The organism is Jannaschia helgolandensis (assembly GCF_900109285.1).
Taxonomy (GTDB): Bacteria; Pseudomonadota; Alphaproteobacteria; order Rhodobacterales; family Rhodobacteraceae; genus Jannaschia; species Jannaschia helgolandensis.
The window spans coordinates 105544-121863 of sequence record NZ_FNZQ01000006.1 but is presented as its reverse complement, the minus strand read 5'-3'; the positions used below and the strand labels follow the sequence as shown (position 1 = coordinate 121863).

The window sequence follows — 16320 nt, the reverse complement described above, 5'->3', positions numbered from 1 at the left end:
TTGCAAGCTGAACGATAGAGGTCTCAGGCGCGAGTGCCGAGGCTGTCGAGCTCGCCGGGGGCAAGCCGTCTAACCCCGATCATCTGTGAGAATATGGCGACTGCAGGGTAAAAGACAACGGTTGCAAATGCGTGCAAGCCCTGCCCCAGAATCGGTGGTGTTTCGGCAAGAAGAAGCACAAGCACCAGGTAATCTGCTGCAAACGCCGCCAAGATACAGACCGAGACCACACCAACTTCAGACCAGAACGGTGCCGCTTCGGCATGATCGACCCGGCGGCGCAGATATTCGCTCATCAGAAAGACGATCAGGGTCCAGAGACCCAAGGGTCGCATCAACACGAAATCGCCCAGCAGCAACACGATCACCAGAAGCCAAACCGGCAGATAATCGGGACGGCGCAAAACCCAGGCCGCGACCAGGGCAATGACCAGGTCTGGTCCGGGCACATTGCCGTCACCCGCATCGAATGGCAGCAGGGCAAAGAAAAATATCAGCGCCGACAAACCCACGAAAGTCGCCCGATACCCCCAGATCGACTTTGCCGCCATAATCTCAGCCCCCGTTTGCGGCGGCGGCAGCATCCGGTTCTGCGATGCCCTTCGGAATCGGCGGGCCCTGCAACGGTGCGGGCGCAGGCAGCAGCAGATCGCCGGTGGTGGAGATGTCCTGTGCCACGCGTGTTCGCAGGACCCTCAGAAATTCCAGCCGCGTGATATCCGCAGACAACCGGACGCGCAGCCGCCCATCCGCCCCACGCACGATCTGTCCGACGGACAGATCCGGAGGAAACACTCCACCGTCGCCACTGGTAACGATACGGTCGCCGGCCCGTACGTCGTCCGGGTTTTCGACAAATTCCAGCACGGGGGCGGACGTTGTGTCGCCCGCAAGAATCGCGCGCTTGCCCGAAGGCTGGATCGTGACCGGAACACGGCTGTTTCCATCTGTCAGCAACAGAACACGGGCCGTCCGGTTGCCCACGCCCGAAATGCGTCCGACAAGCCCCAGTCCATCCATTGCTGCCCAGCCATCACGGATGCCATCGTCCGCCCCGATGTTCAGAAGGACCGAACGCCGGAAAGGGCTGCCGGAATCGGTCAGCACCACACCGGTAATATAGGTCAGGCCCGGCGATAGGCGCACCTTGTTCAGATCCAACAGACGGGCGTTTTCCTGCTCCAGCTGGATCGCGGCCTCCCGCCAGGCTTTCATTTGCTGCAACTCACGCCGCAGCTCCTGATTTTGCTCATAGACGCGGGCGTAGCCCTCGAAATCCTCGATCAGACGACCGGCCCAGGTGACCGGGGCCAATGCCCATTCGAAATTCGGAACAACCCGGTCGACCAGCGCCGCGCGAATGCGTTCGGCACGGGGATTGTCGATCCGCCAGAGCAAAAGCAACGCGATCAGAACGGTACAGGTCAGCGCCACGAAAAGCCGCCGGAGCGGCTTGCCGTAGATATCCTCGCCGGGCCGGGACCGCGCCATGGCGGATCAGCTGTCGTAGTCGATGACGTGGCTCAACTGCCGCTCGTATTCCAGCGCCTTGCCGGTACCCAGCGCCACGCAGTTCAGACATTCGTCGGCGACCGAAATGTTCAGGCCCGTCTGTTCGCGCAAGGCGAGGTCCAGATCGCCCAGCAATGCCCCTCCGCCGGTCAGCATCACTCCGCGGTCAACGATATCGGCGGCCAGATCGGGCGGCGTGGATTCCAGCGCCGTCATCACCGCTTCGCAGATCTGCTGCACCGGCTCAGCCAGCGCCTCGGCGACCTGCGCCTGGCTGATCTCGGTTTCCTTTGGCACACCATTCAACAGGTCGCGACCCCGGATCATCATGACCTCGCCACGCCCATTTTCCGGCATCCGGGCGGTGCCGATTTCCTTCTTGATCCGCTCGGCCGTAGCCTCGCCCACCAACAGGTTCTGGTGACGGCGCAGATAAGAAATTAACGCCTCGTCCATCCGGTCACCGCCGACACGAACCGACCGCGCATAGACGATATCAGCCAGCGACAGCACGGCCACTTCGACCGTGCCGCCGCCTATGTCGACGACCATGCTGCCGGTTGGATCGGTGATCGGCATACCCGCCCCGATTGCCGCCGCGATAGGTTCCGCGATCAGGCCCGCCTTGCGCGCACCTGCGCCCAGAACCGACTGACGAATGGCGCGCTTTTCAACCGGCGTGGCCCCGTGGGGAACACAGACGATGATCTTCGGCTTAGAGAAGGTAGAGCGGCGATGCACTTTGCGGATGAAGTGCTTGATCATTTCCTCGGCCACATCGAAATCGGCGATGACACCTTCGCGCATCGGCCGTATCGCCTCGATGGACCCTGGCGTGCGACCCAGCATCAGTTTGGCATCCTCGCCCACGGCCAGCACTTCCTTGCGGCCATTCTTCATATGGTAGGCGACAACCGATGGCTCGTTCAGCACGATCCCCTTGCCCTTGATGTAGACCAGCGTGTTCGCCGTGCCGAGGTCTATGGCCATGTCCGAGCTGAACAGGCTTCCGAAGATATTCATTCCACTTTCCCCAAACCATACTCGCCTCCGTGGCGGCTGGCCCGGAAGGTTTGGTGCGGTGTAGCGGCTCCGGGGGGGTGGGGTCCAGTGCGCGTGTGCTACGGGGTCGGCGGAGGGTTGCCGGGGCGGTGTCGCAAGCCAGTCAGCCTACGTCCTTGTAAGAAATCTCCCGCCCGTCAGTTCCGCCCCGCTCGCGCCGCATCAGCAGTCGGTTGAGCGCGTTCACGTAGGCCCGAACGCTTGCCACGACTGTATCCGTATCCGCAGACTGGCCGGATACGATTCGTCCATCCTCCTCCATCCGCACGGTAACAGTGGCCTGTGCATCGGTGCCTTCGGTCACAGCCGACACCTGATACAACTGCAACGTGGCCGAATGCGGGACCAGTGCCTTGACTGCGTTGAAGGCCGCGTCGACCGGGCCGTCGCCGGTCGCCTCGGATGATTTCGCTTCGCCGTCTATGGTCAGGGTCAGCTCGGCTTCCTGCGGGCCGTCGGTGCCGCAGACGACGCGCAGACGTTCGACCTTGATGCGGTCTTCGGCCTGCCGCTCCTCGTCCTGCATCAGGGCGATCAGGTCGTCGTCGAAGACCTCTTTCTTGCGGTCGGCCAGCGCTTTGAAGCGGACGAAAACATCGGCCAGCTGATTGTCGGCCAGTTCATACCCCAGTTCCTTCATCTTGGACCGCAGCGCCGCGCGACCCGAATGCTTGCCCATCACCAATGAGGTTTCAGACAGGCCGACGTCTTCGGGGCGCATGATCTCGAACGTCTCCGCGTTCTTCAGCATACCGTCCTGGTGGATTCCGCTCTCGTGAGCGAAGGCATTCTTGCCGACGATGGCCTTGTTGAACTGCACCGGAAACCCCGAGACCGATGCCACGCGACGCGAGATCGCCATCAGTTTGCGACTGTCCACGCCGGTGGTGAACGGCATGATGTCGTGGCGCACCTTCAGTGCCATCACGACCTCTTCCAGCGCCGTGTTGCCCGCGCGTTCGCCCAACCCGTTGATCGTGCATTCGATCTGCCGCGCGCCGCCTTCGACCGCGGCCAGCGAATTGGCCGTCGCGAGCCCCAGATCGTTGTGACAATGCGTGGCAAAGATAATCTCATCCGCACCGGGCACTTCGGCGATCAGGCGGCGGATCAGTTCGGCAGATTCGTTTGGCGCGGTATAGCCCACGGTATCGGGGATGTTGATCGTGGTGGCCCCGGCCTTGATGGCGATCTCGACCGTTCGGGCCAGATAATCCCATTCGGTCCGGGTCGCATCCATAGGCGACCATTGTACGTTATCGCACAGATTGCGGGCATGGGTGACCGTCTCGTGAATACGCTCGGCCATCTCGTCCCTGGTCAGGTTCGGAATGGCGCGGTGCAGCGGCGAGGTGCCGATAAACGTGTGAATGCGCGGCGATTTTGCGTGTTTCACAGCTTCCCAACAACGGTCAATATCTTTCAGATTGGCGCGGGCCAGACCGCAGATCGTGGCCCGGTCGGCGTTTTTCGCAATGTCTGAGACGGCGGCGAAATCACCGTCCGAGGCGATGGGGAACCCGGCCTCGATCACGTCGACACCCATCTCGTCCAGCATGGAGGCGATCTCCAGCTTTTCGTCGTGGGTCATCGTGGCACCTGGCGACTGCTCGCCGTCGCGCAGGGTAGTATCGAAAATTATGACGCGATTGCCGGTGGGTTTTACGGGGGTGTTCATGGTGACTGATCCTGTGCTTTGCGTTTCCTGTCCGGCGCTGCATCCCTCCCGAGCGACCGCGCCGAATGGCACGCTCAGGAGCGGATAAGAAGCAGGTCCAGGGTCAGTCGGATCTTCGTCATGGCGCAAAGATACGGAATCGTGACTGGAAAGAAAGCCCCGATTTCGCGCTAGGGTTTCGAAATGCGAATCCTGATCCTTCTCCTCGCTCTTTTCGCCACACCTGTTGCCGCCTGCGGCATCGACAGTGATTGCGAGGTGCCGGGCGGAACGTATCGCATCTATGTGCCCGATGGCGGGGCGGATGGCGCGATTTTCTTTGCCCATGGCTACGGAGGGTCGGCGGCAGGCACGATGCGCAATGACCGATTTCGGGCCTTGGCCGGCCGGTTGGGCGTGGCGCTGGTGGCATTGGCCTCCGTTGGCAAAGACTGGGCGCTGCCGAACGCGCCGGAACATGGCAACGATCCGCCGCGGGACGAGATCGCCTATGTTGCTGCGGTCAAGGCTGACGTCGTGGCGCAGTTTGGGCTGGACCCCGACCGGATGCTGCTGGCCGGATTTTCGGCGGGCGGCATGCTGACGTGGAACGTAATCTGTCAGGGTGGCGATCTGTTCGCGGCTTTCGTGCCGATGTCGGGGACATTCTGGAAAGAGCCACCCCAGTCCTGCGATGCTGACGCCGCCGTCACGCATTACCACGGAACCGCCGATACCGTGGTCCCCATCGGCGGCCGGGCCATCGGTTCCTCCCGGCAAGGCGACATGGGTGAAGTACTGGCATTCTATGTCCGCGACCGCGCCCTGACACCCGCGGGTCCGGTCGATGCCCCGGATGGGCTGTCGTGTCAGCGATGGGACGGCAAAGAGGAAACTTATCTGGAGTACTGCACCCATCCGGGCGGTCATCGGTTTTCCGCCGACTGGATCGAACGCGTCTGGACCCGTGACATGAAGTGACGCCCGCACTGGACGGCACCACGACACCGCCTAGATCGGAAACATGGACAACGCACTTGTCATCGGCGCGTCGGGCGGTATCGGGGCGGCCTTGGCCGACCGGCTGGACGCAAAGCATTTCGTCACCCGTCTCAGCCGACGGGACGATGGTCTCGACGTCACCGATCCGGTGTCGGTCGTCAGGGTCATGAACCGTATCGAAGGTCCGGTCCATCTGGCCTTCATCGCGACCGGCATCCTTGCCCCGGACGGCCATGCGCCGGAAAAGGCGCTTGACGCGATCGACGCCGACGCCATGGCCCGGACCTTCGCCGTGAACGCCATCGGCCCGGCCCTTATCCTGCAACATCTGGCACCGCTTCTGGCCGATGATGCCCGCGTCGGCGTGTTGACGGCGCGGGTGGGAAGCATCGGCGATAATCGCATGGGCGGCTGGTATTCCTATCGTGCCGCCAAGGCCGCGGCGAACCAGATCACCCACGGCGCAGCGATCGAAATCGGGCGCAGGCACAAACGGTCGGTGGTCGTGGCCCTGCACCCCGGAACGGTCGAAACGCCGTTCACCGAAGGATACAACGCGCCGAAGATCAGCGCGAAGGATGCAGCGGAACGTCTGATTGGCGTGTTGACGGACCTTACACCCGACGACACCGGCGGATTTTTCGACTATGCGGGCAAACGCGTTGAGTGGTGAACTGCGCCTGATTCTGATCCTGGGCGATCAACTGTCCGACGACCTGAGCGCCCTGCGTGAAGGCGACGCCGACCGCGATGTGATCGTCATGGCCGAGGTTCAGGCCGAGACGGATTACGTTCCCCACCATCCAAAGAAGATCGCCTTCCTTTTCTCCGCGATGCGTAAGCACGCGGCACATCTGCGCAAACAGGGCTGGACCGTCCGCTATGCCACGCTGGACGACCCCGACAATACGCAGTCCATTCCCGGCGAAATGCTGCGCGCGGCCGAAGCCACGGGTGCGACCGAGGCGATCGGCACCGAGCCGGGCGAATTTCGCCTGATTTCCGCACTCGAGGACGCGCCAATCCCTGTCCATCTGTTCCCCGACGACCGCTTCCTGTGTTCCCATGCAGAGTTCGAGGGTTGGGCCGAGGGCCGCAAGGAGCTTCGGATGGAATGGTTCTATCGCGAGATGCGCCGCAAGACCGGCCTGATGATGGAGGGCGACAGGCCGGCGGGTGGCAAATGGAACTATGACCACGACAACCGCAAACGCGCGCCCAGGGGGCTGACCGTGCCCGGACCGCTGCGCCACGAACCCGACAGGATTACCCGCGACGTGATCGAAATGGTGCGCAACCGCTTCGGCGATCGCTATGGTTCCGTCAATGACTTCTGGTTCGGGACCAGCCGCGACATGGCCCTCGAAAGTCTTGGGCATTTTGTCCAACACAGTCTTCCGACTTTCGGAGACTACCAGGACGCGATGGTTACCGGGGAGCCGTTCCTGTTCCACGCGCTTCTATCCCCTTACCTCAACGCAGGCCTTCTGGGGTGGCGCGAAGTCTGCGATGCTGCCCAAGCCGCCTGGATGGCAGGCGATGTTCCGATCAACGCCGCCGAAGGATTCATCCGCCAGATCATCGGCTGGCGCGAGTACATCCGGGGGATCTATTTCCGCGAAGGTCCGGACTACACCTCCCGCAACGCGCTGGGGGCAGACCGCGACCTGCCCGAATTCTATTGGACTGGCGATACCGACATGCGCTGCCTGTCCGAAACCATCGGCACCACCATGGCCGAGGCCTATGCCCATCATATTCAGCGGCTCATGGTAACAGGCAACTTCGCGATTCTTGCCGGTCTGGACCCGGCGCAGGTGCATGAATGGTATCTGGTGGTCTATGCCGATGCCTATGAATGGGTCGAGGCACCCAACGTGATCGGCATGTCGCAGTTCGCAGACGGCGGCGTGGTGGCGTCGAAACCCTATGTTTCGGGCGGAAATTACATCAACCGGATGTCGGACTACTGCAAGACCTGCGCCTATGTCGTGGAGCAGAAATCGGGCGAGGGCACATGCCCGTTCAACCTGCTCTATTGGGGGTTTCTGGATCGTCATCGCGACAGGTTCCAAGGCAATCCCCGGATGGCGCAGATGTACCGCACCTGGGATCGGATGGACGCGGATCACCGTCAGACCGTGCTGACCGAGGCCTCTGACATCTTGCGAAAACTGGATGCGGGCGACCGTATATAGGCCGCGACAATATCGCCGATTCACCCAAGCGCCGCCGCAATTTCGCCGCCCACTGGGGGCAAACCGTGTCCAAAGACGATATTGTCGAGGACATGATATGCAGTTCGACCGCTTGATGATGAAAACCGTGACCCGGCTCGCAAGATCCGGCATTGCGGGGCTGCGCTCCACATCCGTGGCTGCGACCGGCAAGGAGGCAGACGCTTCAGGGCCGCGCGGATCGGGAAGCTGGGCCAATGAATGGAGCGGCGCCAAATCCGCAGTCGCCAAAACTGCCGTGGAACGGGCGAAGTCGCTGGCGCGTCCGGGCAAGTCCCGCACAAAATCCAATGCACCCCAAGACGCGATCCCTGAAGGCACCATTCGCACCCGTCCGTTGATGTCTGTGCGAAATGTGAAGCTGCATAACTGGATCGCCGACAGGATGGAGGCCGAGGCACCGACCTGTTCACTACATGCCTGCGTGGCCCTGAACAGCTTTCTGACCTCGCTTGCGAACCCGGATGGCACCGATCCCCTGACGGGCCTGACCGCCGACCTTCTGATCGTGGATGAACATGGACAGCCCGTCGTCGCGCTGATCCGCGAAAATGCTGCGGATCCATCTCAGCAACTGATGGTCATTGATGCCTTGCTGGATGCCGACCTGCCGATTGTGGACATCCCCGCGCGCCCATCGCTAAGCGGGCTCTGGGCATCAATCGCCGAAACGCTTCCGAAAGACTGACATCGTCGTTCCCGCACCGCTCACTCCGGGCGGAACAGGGGGCATGGCCGAGTGATCGGTCATGCCCCGCTTGTCATCATGGGTATAGCGATTGACCCGTTACCCACTCCCAACCTCAGACAGACGCTCCAATTCACCCGTCGCTGCCCGGTGCCACTGGCGCTTCAGCCCCTTCGGGCGCCGGGGCGGATTCGGCAGCCGGGACATCGGCTGCGGGTGCTGTCTCCGACGTCTCGCGTTCCGCCAGACCGCCGCCTTCCCAGCGACCCGTCTCAACCTGCCCGGTGGCATAGCGCATCGTGCCCGGCCCTTCACGACGACCGGCCTTGAACGATCCTTCGTAGACGTCGCCATTGGCGTAGGTTGCGATCCCCTCGCCTTCGATCTCGCCGTCGTTCCAGCCTCCGGTGTAGTTGAATCCGTCGGCCATCTGGATCGTGCCCTGACCCTCGCGCTGACCCCGGATGAATCCGCCTTCATAGACAGTGCCATCGGCATAGGTGGCCTTGCCCTGCCCGTGACGCAGGCCTTCGGCCCAGTCACCCTCATACCGATACCCGTCCGAGAATGTCATGATGCCGAATCCGTGGTTCTGTGCGTTCACGAACCCGCCCTCGTAGACCAGGCCGTTGGGATAGGTCGCGCGGCCTTCGCCGTCGATCACACCCTCCTTCCATTCGCCTTCGTAAATGCCGCCATCCTGATAAGTAATCTTGCCGGTGCCATCCGCCAGATCGTTCTGGAACTGCCCGACATAGACCGAGCCATCGGGATAGATCACTTCGCCTGACCCTTCGATCCGACCTTCTGACCAGCTGCCGGTGTATTTGTAGCCATCGGTGCCGGTGAAGGTGCCCTGACCATCACGGCGATCGGCCTTGAATTCGCCCTCATAGACGTCGCCGTTGGCATAGGTGACGCGGCCCTTCCCTTCGCGTTTGCCGTCTACCAGCGTGCCGACATATACGTCGCCGTTTCCCTGCGTCAGTGTGCCGGTGCCGTTGATCTGACCGTTTTCCCACAACCCGTCATAGATCAGCCCGTCCGGAGTCCGCAAAATGCCCTGCCCCGAACGTACGTTGCCAGCCATCTGACCCTCGTAGGTCGAGCCATCGGGATAGGTGATCCGCCCGATGCCGGACTTTTCGCCCGCGACCCAGCCACCTTCGTAACGATAGCCGTTGGCCGCCTCCATCACGCCTTCGCCATCGTGAACGGCATTGACGAAACTGCCGGTATAGCGAGTGCCATTGGCGTAATCCGCAACGCCCTCGCCTTCGATCCGGCCATCGACCCATTCGCCGGTATAGGTCGCGCCGTCGGCAAAAATGATCGTGCCGATGCCATTGGGTTCCCCCCGTTCGAAGGCGCCTTCATAGATCGAGCCGTCCGGAAACACGGCGCGGCCTTGACCGACGATTTCGCCGTTGGCCCATTCGCCGCTGTAGGTATAACCCGACGGCAGGGTATAGGTGCCCGTTCCGTGCTGTTTGCCGTTCAGGAATGTTCCTTCATAGACGCCACCCTCGTCGTATTGCTTGGTGATGACCTCCTGCGCGTCCGCAATGCCGGCCAGCGCCACCACCATCGTCAATACTGCGGTCCTGATCAGCCCGTTCATCACCTTGCCCCCTCATCGTCCGTTTGTTGCCTGACAGGCTAGGCAAATGGGGGCCGACAGGCAACGGGAGATGCACAGGCGGCATCGGCATCGGCGCTTCCCCCCGCGGGCGCGCCGCGCTAGGTCCAGCCCCAGCCCCGACCAACACCGCCGACCCGCGCGCCCGGAGACCTTGAATGTCCGACACGTTCCGCCTGACCCTTGCCCAGTTGAACCCGACAATGGGCGACCTGGAGGGCAACGCTGCACAGGCACGTGCCGCATGGACAACCGCCAAGACTGCCGGGGCCGACATGATCGCCCTGCCCGAAATGTTTCTGACCGGCTATCAGCCGCAGGATCTGGTCCGGAAACCTGCCTTCGCCGCCCACGCCCGCGCCGTGTTGGACACGCTGGTGGCCGATTGTTCCGAAGGCCCCGCGCTGGCGATCGGGCTGGCGGCTTGGCCCGAAGGAGAAGAAAAGCCGTTCAACAGTTATGTCGTGGCACGGGCTGGCAAGATCGTGGCCGAAATCCACAAGCATCACCTGCCGAATTACAAGGTATTCGACGAAAAGCGGTATTTCGCGTCGGGCGACATCTCCGGCCCCTTCACCATCGGTCCGGTCCGCATCGGCACGCCGATCTGCGAAGATGCCTGGTACGACGATGTCACCGAAACCCTGGCTGAAACCGGGGCTGAAATCCTGCTTGTTCCGAACGGCAGCCCCTATTTCCGCGGCAAGCAGGACGTCCGATATTCCCTCATGGTTGCGCGGACGGTCGAGACCCGGCTGCCGCTGATCTATCTGAACATGGTCGGCGGACAGGACGACCAGATCTTCGATGGTGCCAGCTTCGTCCTGAACCCCGGTGGTCAGTTGACGCATCACCTGCCCTCGTTCGAATCGAGCGTCGTCCATATCGACTTCGACGCCACTCCCGACGGCTGGCGCGCCCGCGATGGCAACAAGGCGCCGCAACCCGACGGCCCTGGCGCCGACTATGCCGCCATGGTCGTGGCGCTGCGCGATTATATGGTCAAGGCGGGCTTCGACCGCGCCGTTCTGGGCCTGTCGGGAGGCGTCGACAGCGCCATCGTGGCGGCCATCGCGACCGACGCCCTGGGCCCCGAAAACGTGCATTGCGTGATGCTGCCCTCGGAATACACGTCGGAACATTCGCTGGAGGATGCACGCGGCGTTGCCGACCGCCTGGGGTGCAGACTGGATATCCTGCCGATCTCCGGTCCGCGTGCCGCCGTGACCGAGGCGTTGGAACCGCTTTTCGAGGGCACGACGCCTGATCTGACCGAGGAAAATATCCAGTCCCGTCTACGCGGCCTGCTGCTGATGGCGTTGTCCAACAAATTTGGCGCGATGCTTTTGACGACGGGCAACAAATCCGAAGTCGCGGTCGGATACTCCACGATCTATGGCGACATGGCAGGCGGCTATAACCCGGTGAAGGACCTCTACAAGACCGATCTGTTCGAGGTTTGCCGCTGGCGTAACGCCAATACGATGGACTGGTTCAAAGGACCGGCGGGCGAAGTCATGCCGGAACGCGTGATCGACAAACCACCCTCGGCTGAATTGCGCGACGATCAGAAGGACGAGGACTCGTTGCCGCCCTATCCGGTTCTTGACGATATTCTGAAACGCCTGATCGACGTTGAGCAATCCGTGGCCGAAATTGTCGCGTCCGGTCATGACCGTGATGTCGTGAAACACATCGAGAAGCTAATATATCTAAGCGAATACAAGCGCTTCCAATCTGCCCCGGGCGCGCGTCTATCGCAGCGCGCGTTCTGGCTGGATCGTCGCTATCCAATCGTCAACCAGTGGCGCGATCCCAGTTGAACAGGCTGGGGGCCAGACCCCCGAGATATTTGTGCCAAGAGGATACTTGCTTCGTGAACTCAGCCATATCAATTCTTTGTTTTTCACCCACAGTCCAAAGCGCTAGAACCGGCGCATGAGCATATTTCACCTTGCCTTCAATGTCCGTGATCTGGACGGTGCACGCGCCTTCTACGGAGGCCTGCTGGGTTGCGCCGAGGGACGCTCGACCGATACATGGGTCGACTTCGATTTCTTCGGCCATCAGATAAGCCTGCATCTGGGCGAGCCGTTCGATCATCGCCCGACGGGCCGGGTCGGGGATCACATGGTCCCGATGCCGCACTTCGGGGTGCTGTTGCCAATGACTAACTGGCGCGCGCTGGCCGATCGACTGGAGGCAGCAGCGACGGAGTTCTTGATCGAACCGGTGCTGCGGTTCGCAGGACAACCAGGTGAACAGGCAACAATGTTTTTGCTGGACCCGTTTGGTAATCCGCTGGAATTCAAAGGCATGCAGGATCCGGCCGGAGCCTTTGCCACGTGACGCGGGTGCTTTTCGCCGCGCGACCGGATCGGTGGGAGGAGTATCGCGGCGTCCTGCCGACCGCCTTGGCCGAGGCCGGGGTCACGGCAGAAATTGTCCAGTTGAGCGACCGTCCGGACCCGGCAAGTATTGACTGGATCGTTTACGCCCCGAACTCCGACCTTCAGAATTTCGCGCCTTACACAAAACTGAAGGGCGTGCTGAATCTGTGGGCCGGGGTCGAAGATGTGGAGGGGAACCGCAGTCTGATTGCACCGCTGTGCCGGATGGTCGACAACGGCCTGACACGCGGCATGGTGGAATGGGTCACCGGGCATGTGCTGCGTCACCATCTGGGAATCGATGCACATCTGGTCCGTCCCATGATCGGCTGGGACACCAAGTCCCCGCCGCTTGCGGCAGACCGCCCCATTGCAATGCTGGGAATGGGCGAGCTGGGAACGGCCTGCGCTTCAGCACTCGTGGGTTTGGGATTTCCGGTTACCGGCTGGTCGCGCAGCCCCAAGACGGTCGCGGGTGTCCGGTCGGTGACGGGCCGCGATGGCCTGAAAGACGTGCTGTCCGGAGCCGAGATCGTCGTCCTTCTGACGCCGCACACGCGATCGACCGAAAACCTGATGAATGCGGAAACACTGGCCTGGATGCGACCCGGAGCGGTGTTGCTGAACCCCGGTCGCGGTGCCCTCGTAGACGATGGCGCGCTGCTGCAGGCGCTGGACGGGCCGCTGGGTCACGCCACGCTGGATACGTTTCGGATCGAGCCGCTGCCCGACGATCACCCGTTCCGCATACACCCCAGGGTCACCGTCACCCCGCACATCGCTTCGACAACGCGACCTGCGACTGCGGCACGCGTGGTGGCCGAAAACATTCGACGGGGCGAGGCAGGCATGCCGCTTCTGCATGTCGTCGACCGGAGCGAGGCCCTGCAATGACAAAATCATCGCCGGTAAAACTGACCTCTCTGGCCCAGAGCCTTCCCGCATCCGTTCCCTTCGTCGGACCCGAAGCGCAGGAACGCGCGCGCGGCGCGCCTTTTGCCGCACGTCTGGGCGCGAACGAGAGTGCGTTCGGCCCGTCACCCCGCGCCATGGCCGCGATGACAGCCGTGACGCAGGATGCCTGGATGTATGGCGACCCGGAATATCACGCCCTGCGCACCGCCCTTGCCGACCACCATGGCATCGACGCCACGAACATCGTGGCGGGCGAAGGTATCGACGGGTTGCTCGGCTATCTGGTGCGGCTGTTGGTTGAACCGGGGGATGCAGTCGTCACCTCGGAGGGCGCCTATCCGACGTTCAACTATCATGTCGCGGGATTTGGAGGCAGCCTGCACCGTGTGCCCTATGCGGGCAATCACGAGGATACGGCTGCACTGGTCGCGAAGGCGGCCGAAGTTGGCGCGAAATTGATCTATCTGGCCAACCCGGACAATCCGATGGGAAGCTGGCACGACGCAGAGACCGTTACCTGCATGCTCGACGCGCTGCCTGACGGCACGCTGCTGTGTCTGGACGAGGCCTATGCCGACCTTGCCCCGCCCGAAGCCGTCCCACCACTAGACACGGACGATGTTCGCGTCATCCGCTTGCGGACGTTCTCCAAGGCACACGGCCTTGCCGGTATGCGGGTCGGATATGCCATCGGCGAAGCCGGTCTGATCCGGGCCTTCGACAAGGTGCGCAACCATTTCGGGTTGGGCCGCGTCGCACAGGCCGGGGCGGTGGCCGCATTGGCCGATACCGACTGGCTGGCCGAAGTGCAGGCGCGGGTGGCGCAGTCCCGCGATGCGATCGCCGCAATTGCCCGGCAGAACGGGCTGATCCCCTTGCCCTCGGCAACCAACTTCGTCGCCGTCGATTGCGGACGTGACGGTGATTTCGCCCGGCGTGTTCTGGCGGCGCTGATTGCGCAAGACATTTTCGTTCGAATGCCGGGTGTTGCGCCGCTGGATCGCTGCATCCGCATCAGTTGTGGCACGGCAGCGGACATGGACGCATTGCGGACGGCTTTGCCAAGAGCCCTGTCGGAGGCGGCAGGATCGTGACTTCACTTGGCTGATCGATGCGCTAGGTTGGTTTGGCAGTATGACGGATCAGACCATGCGCAACGACGGACAAATTGACCGGGTCGAAGATTACACCAATGCCTTTCTGGGCATGGCCTATCTTATGCTGATTACGGTTTTGGTATTTGTGTGGGGCGTCTGGGGATACCCTGTCGCGCTGGCAACCTGCGCGGGTCTGCACTTGGCGATCCGACGGTGGGGATTGTGGCGTGCGGCCCAACTGGCTGCCTGGGACGCACGGGTCGATGCCGTGCTGGCGAAACGCCACTGACATCGGCTTTAGGTTCAGTCCTTGGTCTGAAAGCCCGGCACGGAAGATGTCGAACTCTCCGAGGGCCCTGCATTGGACAGGCGATAAAACCGCGTCATCGTGCTGAGTCGATCCAGCGCAGCATCCTGATCCGCGATTGAGGCAATCTCGTCCGACGACACGCTGCTGACGCGGGCCGGTGCGGTTTGGTCAACGGAATGATCTGACGAAATGGAGCCATTGGCAGACGATCCGGTGATCGGCACTGGCGTTGCGGACGACACATCGGATGTCGTCGGACCGCCCGATACAGCCGTCAGGGAAATGTCCAAAGGGGCCGTCGTCATTGCCTGGGGCGGCATGTCTGCAACCTGAAGCACAGATGCGAGGATCGGTCCCCACATCAGACCCAGCACGCCAGCGGCGACGAGTGTTTTGGTCGGTGCCGCGCTGACGACTTCGCGCAGGGACATGCGGAGATGGGTCGCTGGATCGTCAGAGGTCATGGTCCGTTTCCGAATGGCTATCAGACGTAGTGGACAAATGCCGTCTACGTCCTCCCAGCAAAAGCCGCGAACATGGCCAAAATTCGGCGAAGACTTGTTTAGCCTATGTTATCCAGCAGTTCCGGCCAGAATGGCCGATGCGGCCTCCAGTGCACCGGAACCATGCGGAACGCCCGTGGCCTTGAGGCCCGCGTCGATGGTGGCCAGCGTTCCCAGCATGCTGTGACCGGATACATGCCCCATGTGCCCGATCCGGAAAAACCCGTGCCATGCCGGGTCGTCGGGCGCGGCCATGCCGATCCCGATGCCCAGCGTCAGTCCCATCTGCTCCTCGCACCAGTGACGCAGACGTGTGGCATTCCCCGGCAGACGGACGGCAGTGACCGCATGGCTGCGACTGGCGGGGTCGCGGACGTTCAGTTCCAACCCGACTCCACCGGTGCCGTGATTCTCCCACTTGGCGAACGCCGCGTGCAGCGTATGTGCCAGCGTGGCGTGACGCGCCCAGACAGCATCAACCCCTTCTTCGTGGACAATCATGTCAAGGGCTTCGCGCAGACCATAAAGATGGTGCGTCGGGCCAGTCCCCTGGAAGTACCGGAAATACACCTCGGGGTTGGTGCGCGGTATCCAGTCCCAATAGAACGTGGCGAGGTCGGAGCGTTCTCGTGCCCGCGCCGCCCGGTCATTGTAGAAAACAAAGGCCATGCCCGCAGGCGTCATCAGACCTTTCTGGCATCCGGCGAAGGCGACGTCGACGCCCCACTCGTCCATCTCCATCACATCGCAGGCCAGCGACGCCATGCAGTCTGCCTGCAACAGCGCCGGGTGACCCGCCGCATCCATCTCGGATCGGATCGCCTTGAGGTCGGCGCGCAAGGACGACGAGGTATCGACGTGGACGCAGAGGACCGATTTGATCTCGTGATCCTTGTCCGCGCGCAGTCTTTCACCAATGGTCGCCGGGTCCATCGCATCGCGGTTGCCGAAGTCCAGCATCTCCGTGCGGATGCCCATTCCGCGCGCCACTTCGGCCCAACCGTCGGCAAAACTGCCGGTGCGTGGCACTAGCACAAGATCGCCGCGCGCGTGGGTGTTGGCCAGCGACGCCTCCCATGCGGCATGGCCGTTGCCGATATAAATCGTGGCGTTGTGCGACGTGCGGGCGACGGCTTTCAGATCGGGGATCAAGGAATGCGTCAGATCCACCAGCGGCCCGTTGTAGATATTCGGCGACGGCCGATGCATCGCACGCAGTACCCGGTCGGGAATGATCGAAGGGCCGGGAATTGCCAGTGTCTGGGGGCCATGGGCAAAGGGCATGGAAGCTCCTGTTTAAGCGTTGGC

At 62.3% G+C, this 16320-nt stretch carries 16 protein-coding genes; 9 read left to right on the top strand and 7 right to left on the bottom strand.

All coding sequences use genetic code 11. The annotated features are described in order from the left end of the window. Positions 1 to 23 precede the first annotated feature (23 nt). The 4 genes from BMY38_RS14665 to BMY38_RS14650 form a co-directional block, all read right to left on the bottom strand. Entirely contained in the window at positions 24 to 551 is a 528-nt protein-coding gene (locus tag BMY38_RS14665) for a rod shape-determining protein MreD (RefSeq protein ID WP_139204722.1), read from the bottom strand. A gap of 4 nt (positions 552 to 555) precedes the next feature. Further along, positions 556 to 1491 carry a rod shape-determining protein MreC gene (mreC, locus tag BMY38_RS14660; protein WP_092764136.1) on the bottom strand — a complete coding sequence of 312 codons (936 nt, stop codon included), beginning with the start codon at positions 1489 to 1491 and terminating at the stop codon, positions 556 to 558. 6 nt (positions 1492 to 1497) lie between these two features. Then, positions 1498 to 2535, bottom strand: coding sequence for a rod shape-determining protein (locus tag BMY38_RS14655; RefSeq protein ID WP_092764134.1), 1038 nt, complete (start codon positions 2533 to 2535; stop codon positions 1498 to 1500). Between the two features lie 142 nt (positions 2536 to 2677). After that, positions 2678 to 4252 carry a 2-isopropylmalate synthase gene (locus BMY38_RS14650; protein WP_092764132.1) on the bottom strand — a complete coding sequence of 525 codons (1575 nt, stop codon included), beginning with the start codon at positions 4250 to 4252 and terminating at the stop codon, positions 2678 to 2680. A 183-nt stretch (positions 4253 to 4435) separates the two neighbouring features. Here BMY38_RS14650 and BMY38_RS14645 point away from each other — a divergent pair, with 183 nt between their 5' ends. The 4 genes from BMY38_RS14645 to BMY38_RS14630 all read left to right on the top strand — a co-directional run bounded on the left by BMY38_RS14645 (position 4436) and on the right by BMY38_RS14630 (position 8158). After that, on the top strand, positions 4436 to 5212 hold the full coding sequence (locus BMY38_RS14645; protein ID WP_092764130.1) for a CE1 family esterase: 777 nt from the start codon (positions 4436 to 4438) through the stop codon (positions 5210 to 5212). Between the two features lie 43 nt (positions 5213 to 5255). Continuing rightward, the gene (locus tag BMY38_RS14640) at positions 5256 to 5906 is read left to right on the top strand and encodes an SDR family NAD(P)-dependent oxidoreductase (protein ID WP_092764127.1); all 651 of its coding nucleotides are present in this window, start codon (positions 5256 to 5258) and stop codon (positions 5904 to 5906) included. After that, positions 5896 to 7431: a cryptochrome/photolyase family protein gene (locus BMY38_RS14635; RefSeq protein WP_245737633.1), complete on the top strand. Its 1536-nt coding sequence runs from the start codon at positions 5896 to 5898 to the stop codon at positions 7429 to 7431. The genes BMY38_RS14640 and BMY38_RS14635 overlap by 11 nt, the downstream gene beginning before the upstream one ends. 97 nt (positions 7432 to 7528) lie before the next feature. Beyond that, complete coding sequence (locus tag BMY38_RS14630; protein ID WP_092764122.1) at positions 7529 to 8158, top strand: hypothetical protein; 630 nt, start codon at positions 7529 to 7531, stop codon at positions 8156 to 8158. A 133-nt stretch (positions 8159 to 8291) separates the two neighbouring features. Here the strand turns inward: BMY38_RS14630 and BMY38_RS14625 are convergent, their stop codons facing one another. Beyond that, positions 8292 to 9779 (bottom strand): MORN repeat-containing protein, encoded by a 1488-nt coding sequence (locus BMY38_RS14625; protein WP_092764120.1) that lies wholly within the window; start codon positions 9777 to 9779, stop codon positions 8292 to 8294. 176 nt (positions 9780 to 9955) lie between these two features. On the opposite strand from BMY38_RS14625, the gene BMY38_RS14620 reads away from it, so the two are divergent. The 5 genes from BMY38_RS14620 (at position 9956) to BMY38_RS14600 (ending at position 14488) form a co-directional block, all read left to right on the top strand. After that, positions 9956 to 11620, top strand: coding sequence for an NAD+ synthase (locus tag BMY38_RS14620; protein WP_092764117.1), 1665 nt, complete (start codon positions 9956 to 9958; stop codon positions 11618 to 11620). Between the two features lie 115 nt (positions 11621 to 11735). After that, positions 11736 to 12146: a VOC family protein gene (locus tag BMY38_RS14615; protein ID WP_092764115.1), complete on the top strand. Its 411-nt coding sequence runs from the start codon at positions 11736 to 11738 to the stop codon at positions 12144 to 12146. Further along, entirely contained in the window at positions 12143 to 13081 is a 939-nt protein-coding gene (locus BMY38_RS14610) for a 2-hydroxyacid dehydrogenase (RefSeq protein WP_092764113.1), read from the top strand. The genes BMY38_RS14615 and BMY38_RS14610 overlap by 4 nt, the downstream gene beginning before the upstream one ends. Further along, positions 13078 to 14196, top strand: coding sequence for a pyridoxal phosphate-dependent aminotransferase (locus BMY38_RS14605; RefSeq protein WP_092764111.1), 1119 nt, complete (start codon positions 13078 to 13080; stop codon positions 14194 to 14196). Before BMY38_RS14610 ends, BMY38_RS14605 begins: the two co-directional genes overlap by 4 nt. Before the next feature lie 55 nt (positions 14197 to 14251). Next, on the top strand, positions 14252 to 14488 hold the full coding sequence (locus tag BMY38_RS14600) for a hypothetical protein (protein ID WP_092764109.1): 237 nt from the start codon (positions 14252 to 14254) through the stop codon (positions 14486 to 14488). A 14-nt stretch (positions 14489 to 14502) separates the two neighbouring features. On the opposite strand, the gene BMY38_RS14595 is transcribed toward BMY38_RS14600, so the two are convergent. Together BMY38_RS14595 and BMY38_RS14590 are read right to left on the bottom strand one after the other, a co-directional pair. Beyond that, positions 14503 to 14973 carry a hypothetical protein gene (locus BMY38_RS14595; RefSeq protein WP_092764107.1) on the bottom strand — a complete coding sequence of 157 codons (471 nt, stop codon included), beginning with the start codon at positions 14971 to 14973 and terminating at the stop codon, positions 14503 to 14505. A 108-nt stretch (positions 14974 to 15081) separates the two neighbouring features. Further along, entirely contained in the window at positions 15082 to 16296 is a 1215-nt protein-coding gene (locus tag BMY38_RS14590; RefSeq protein ID WP_092764105.1) for a pyridoxal-phosphate-dependent aminotransferase family protein, read from the bottom strand. Positions 16297 to 16320: the final 24 nt, after the last annotated feature.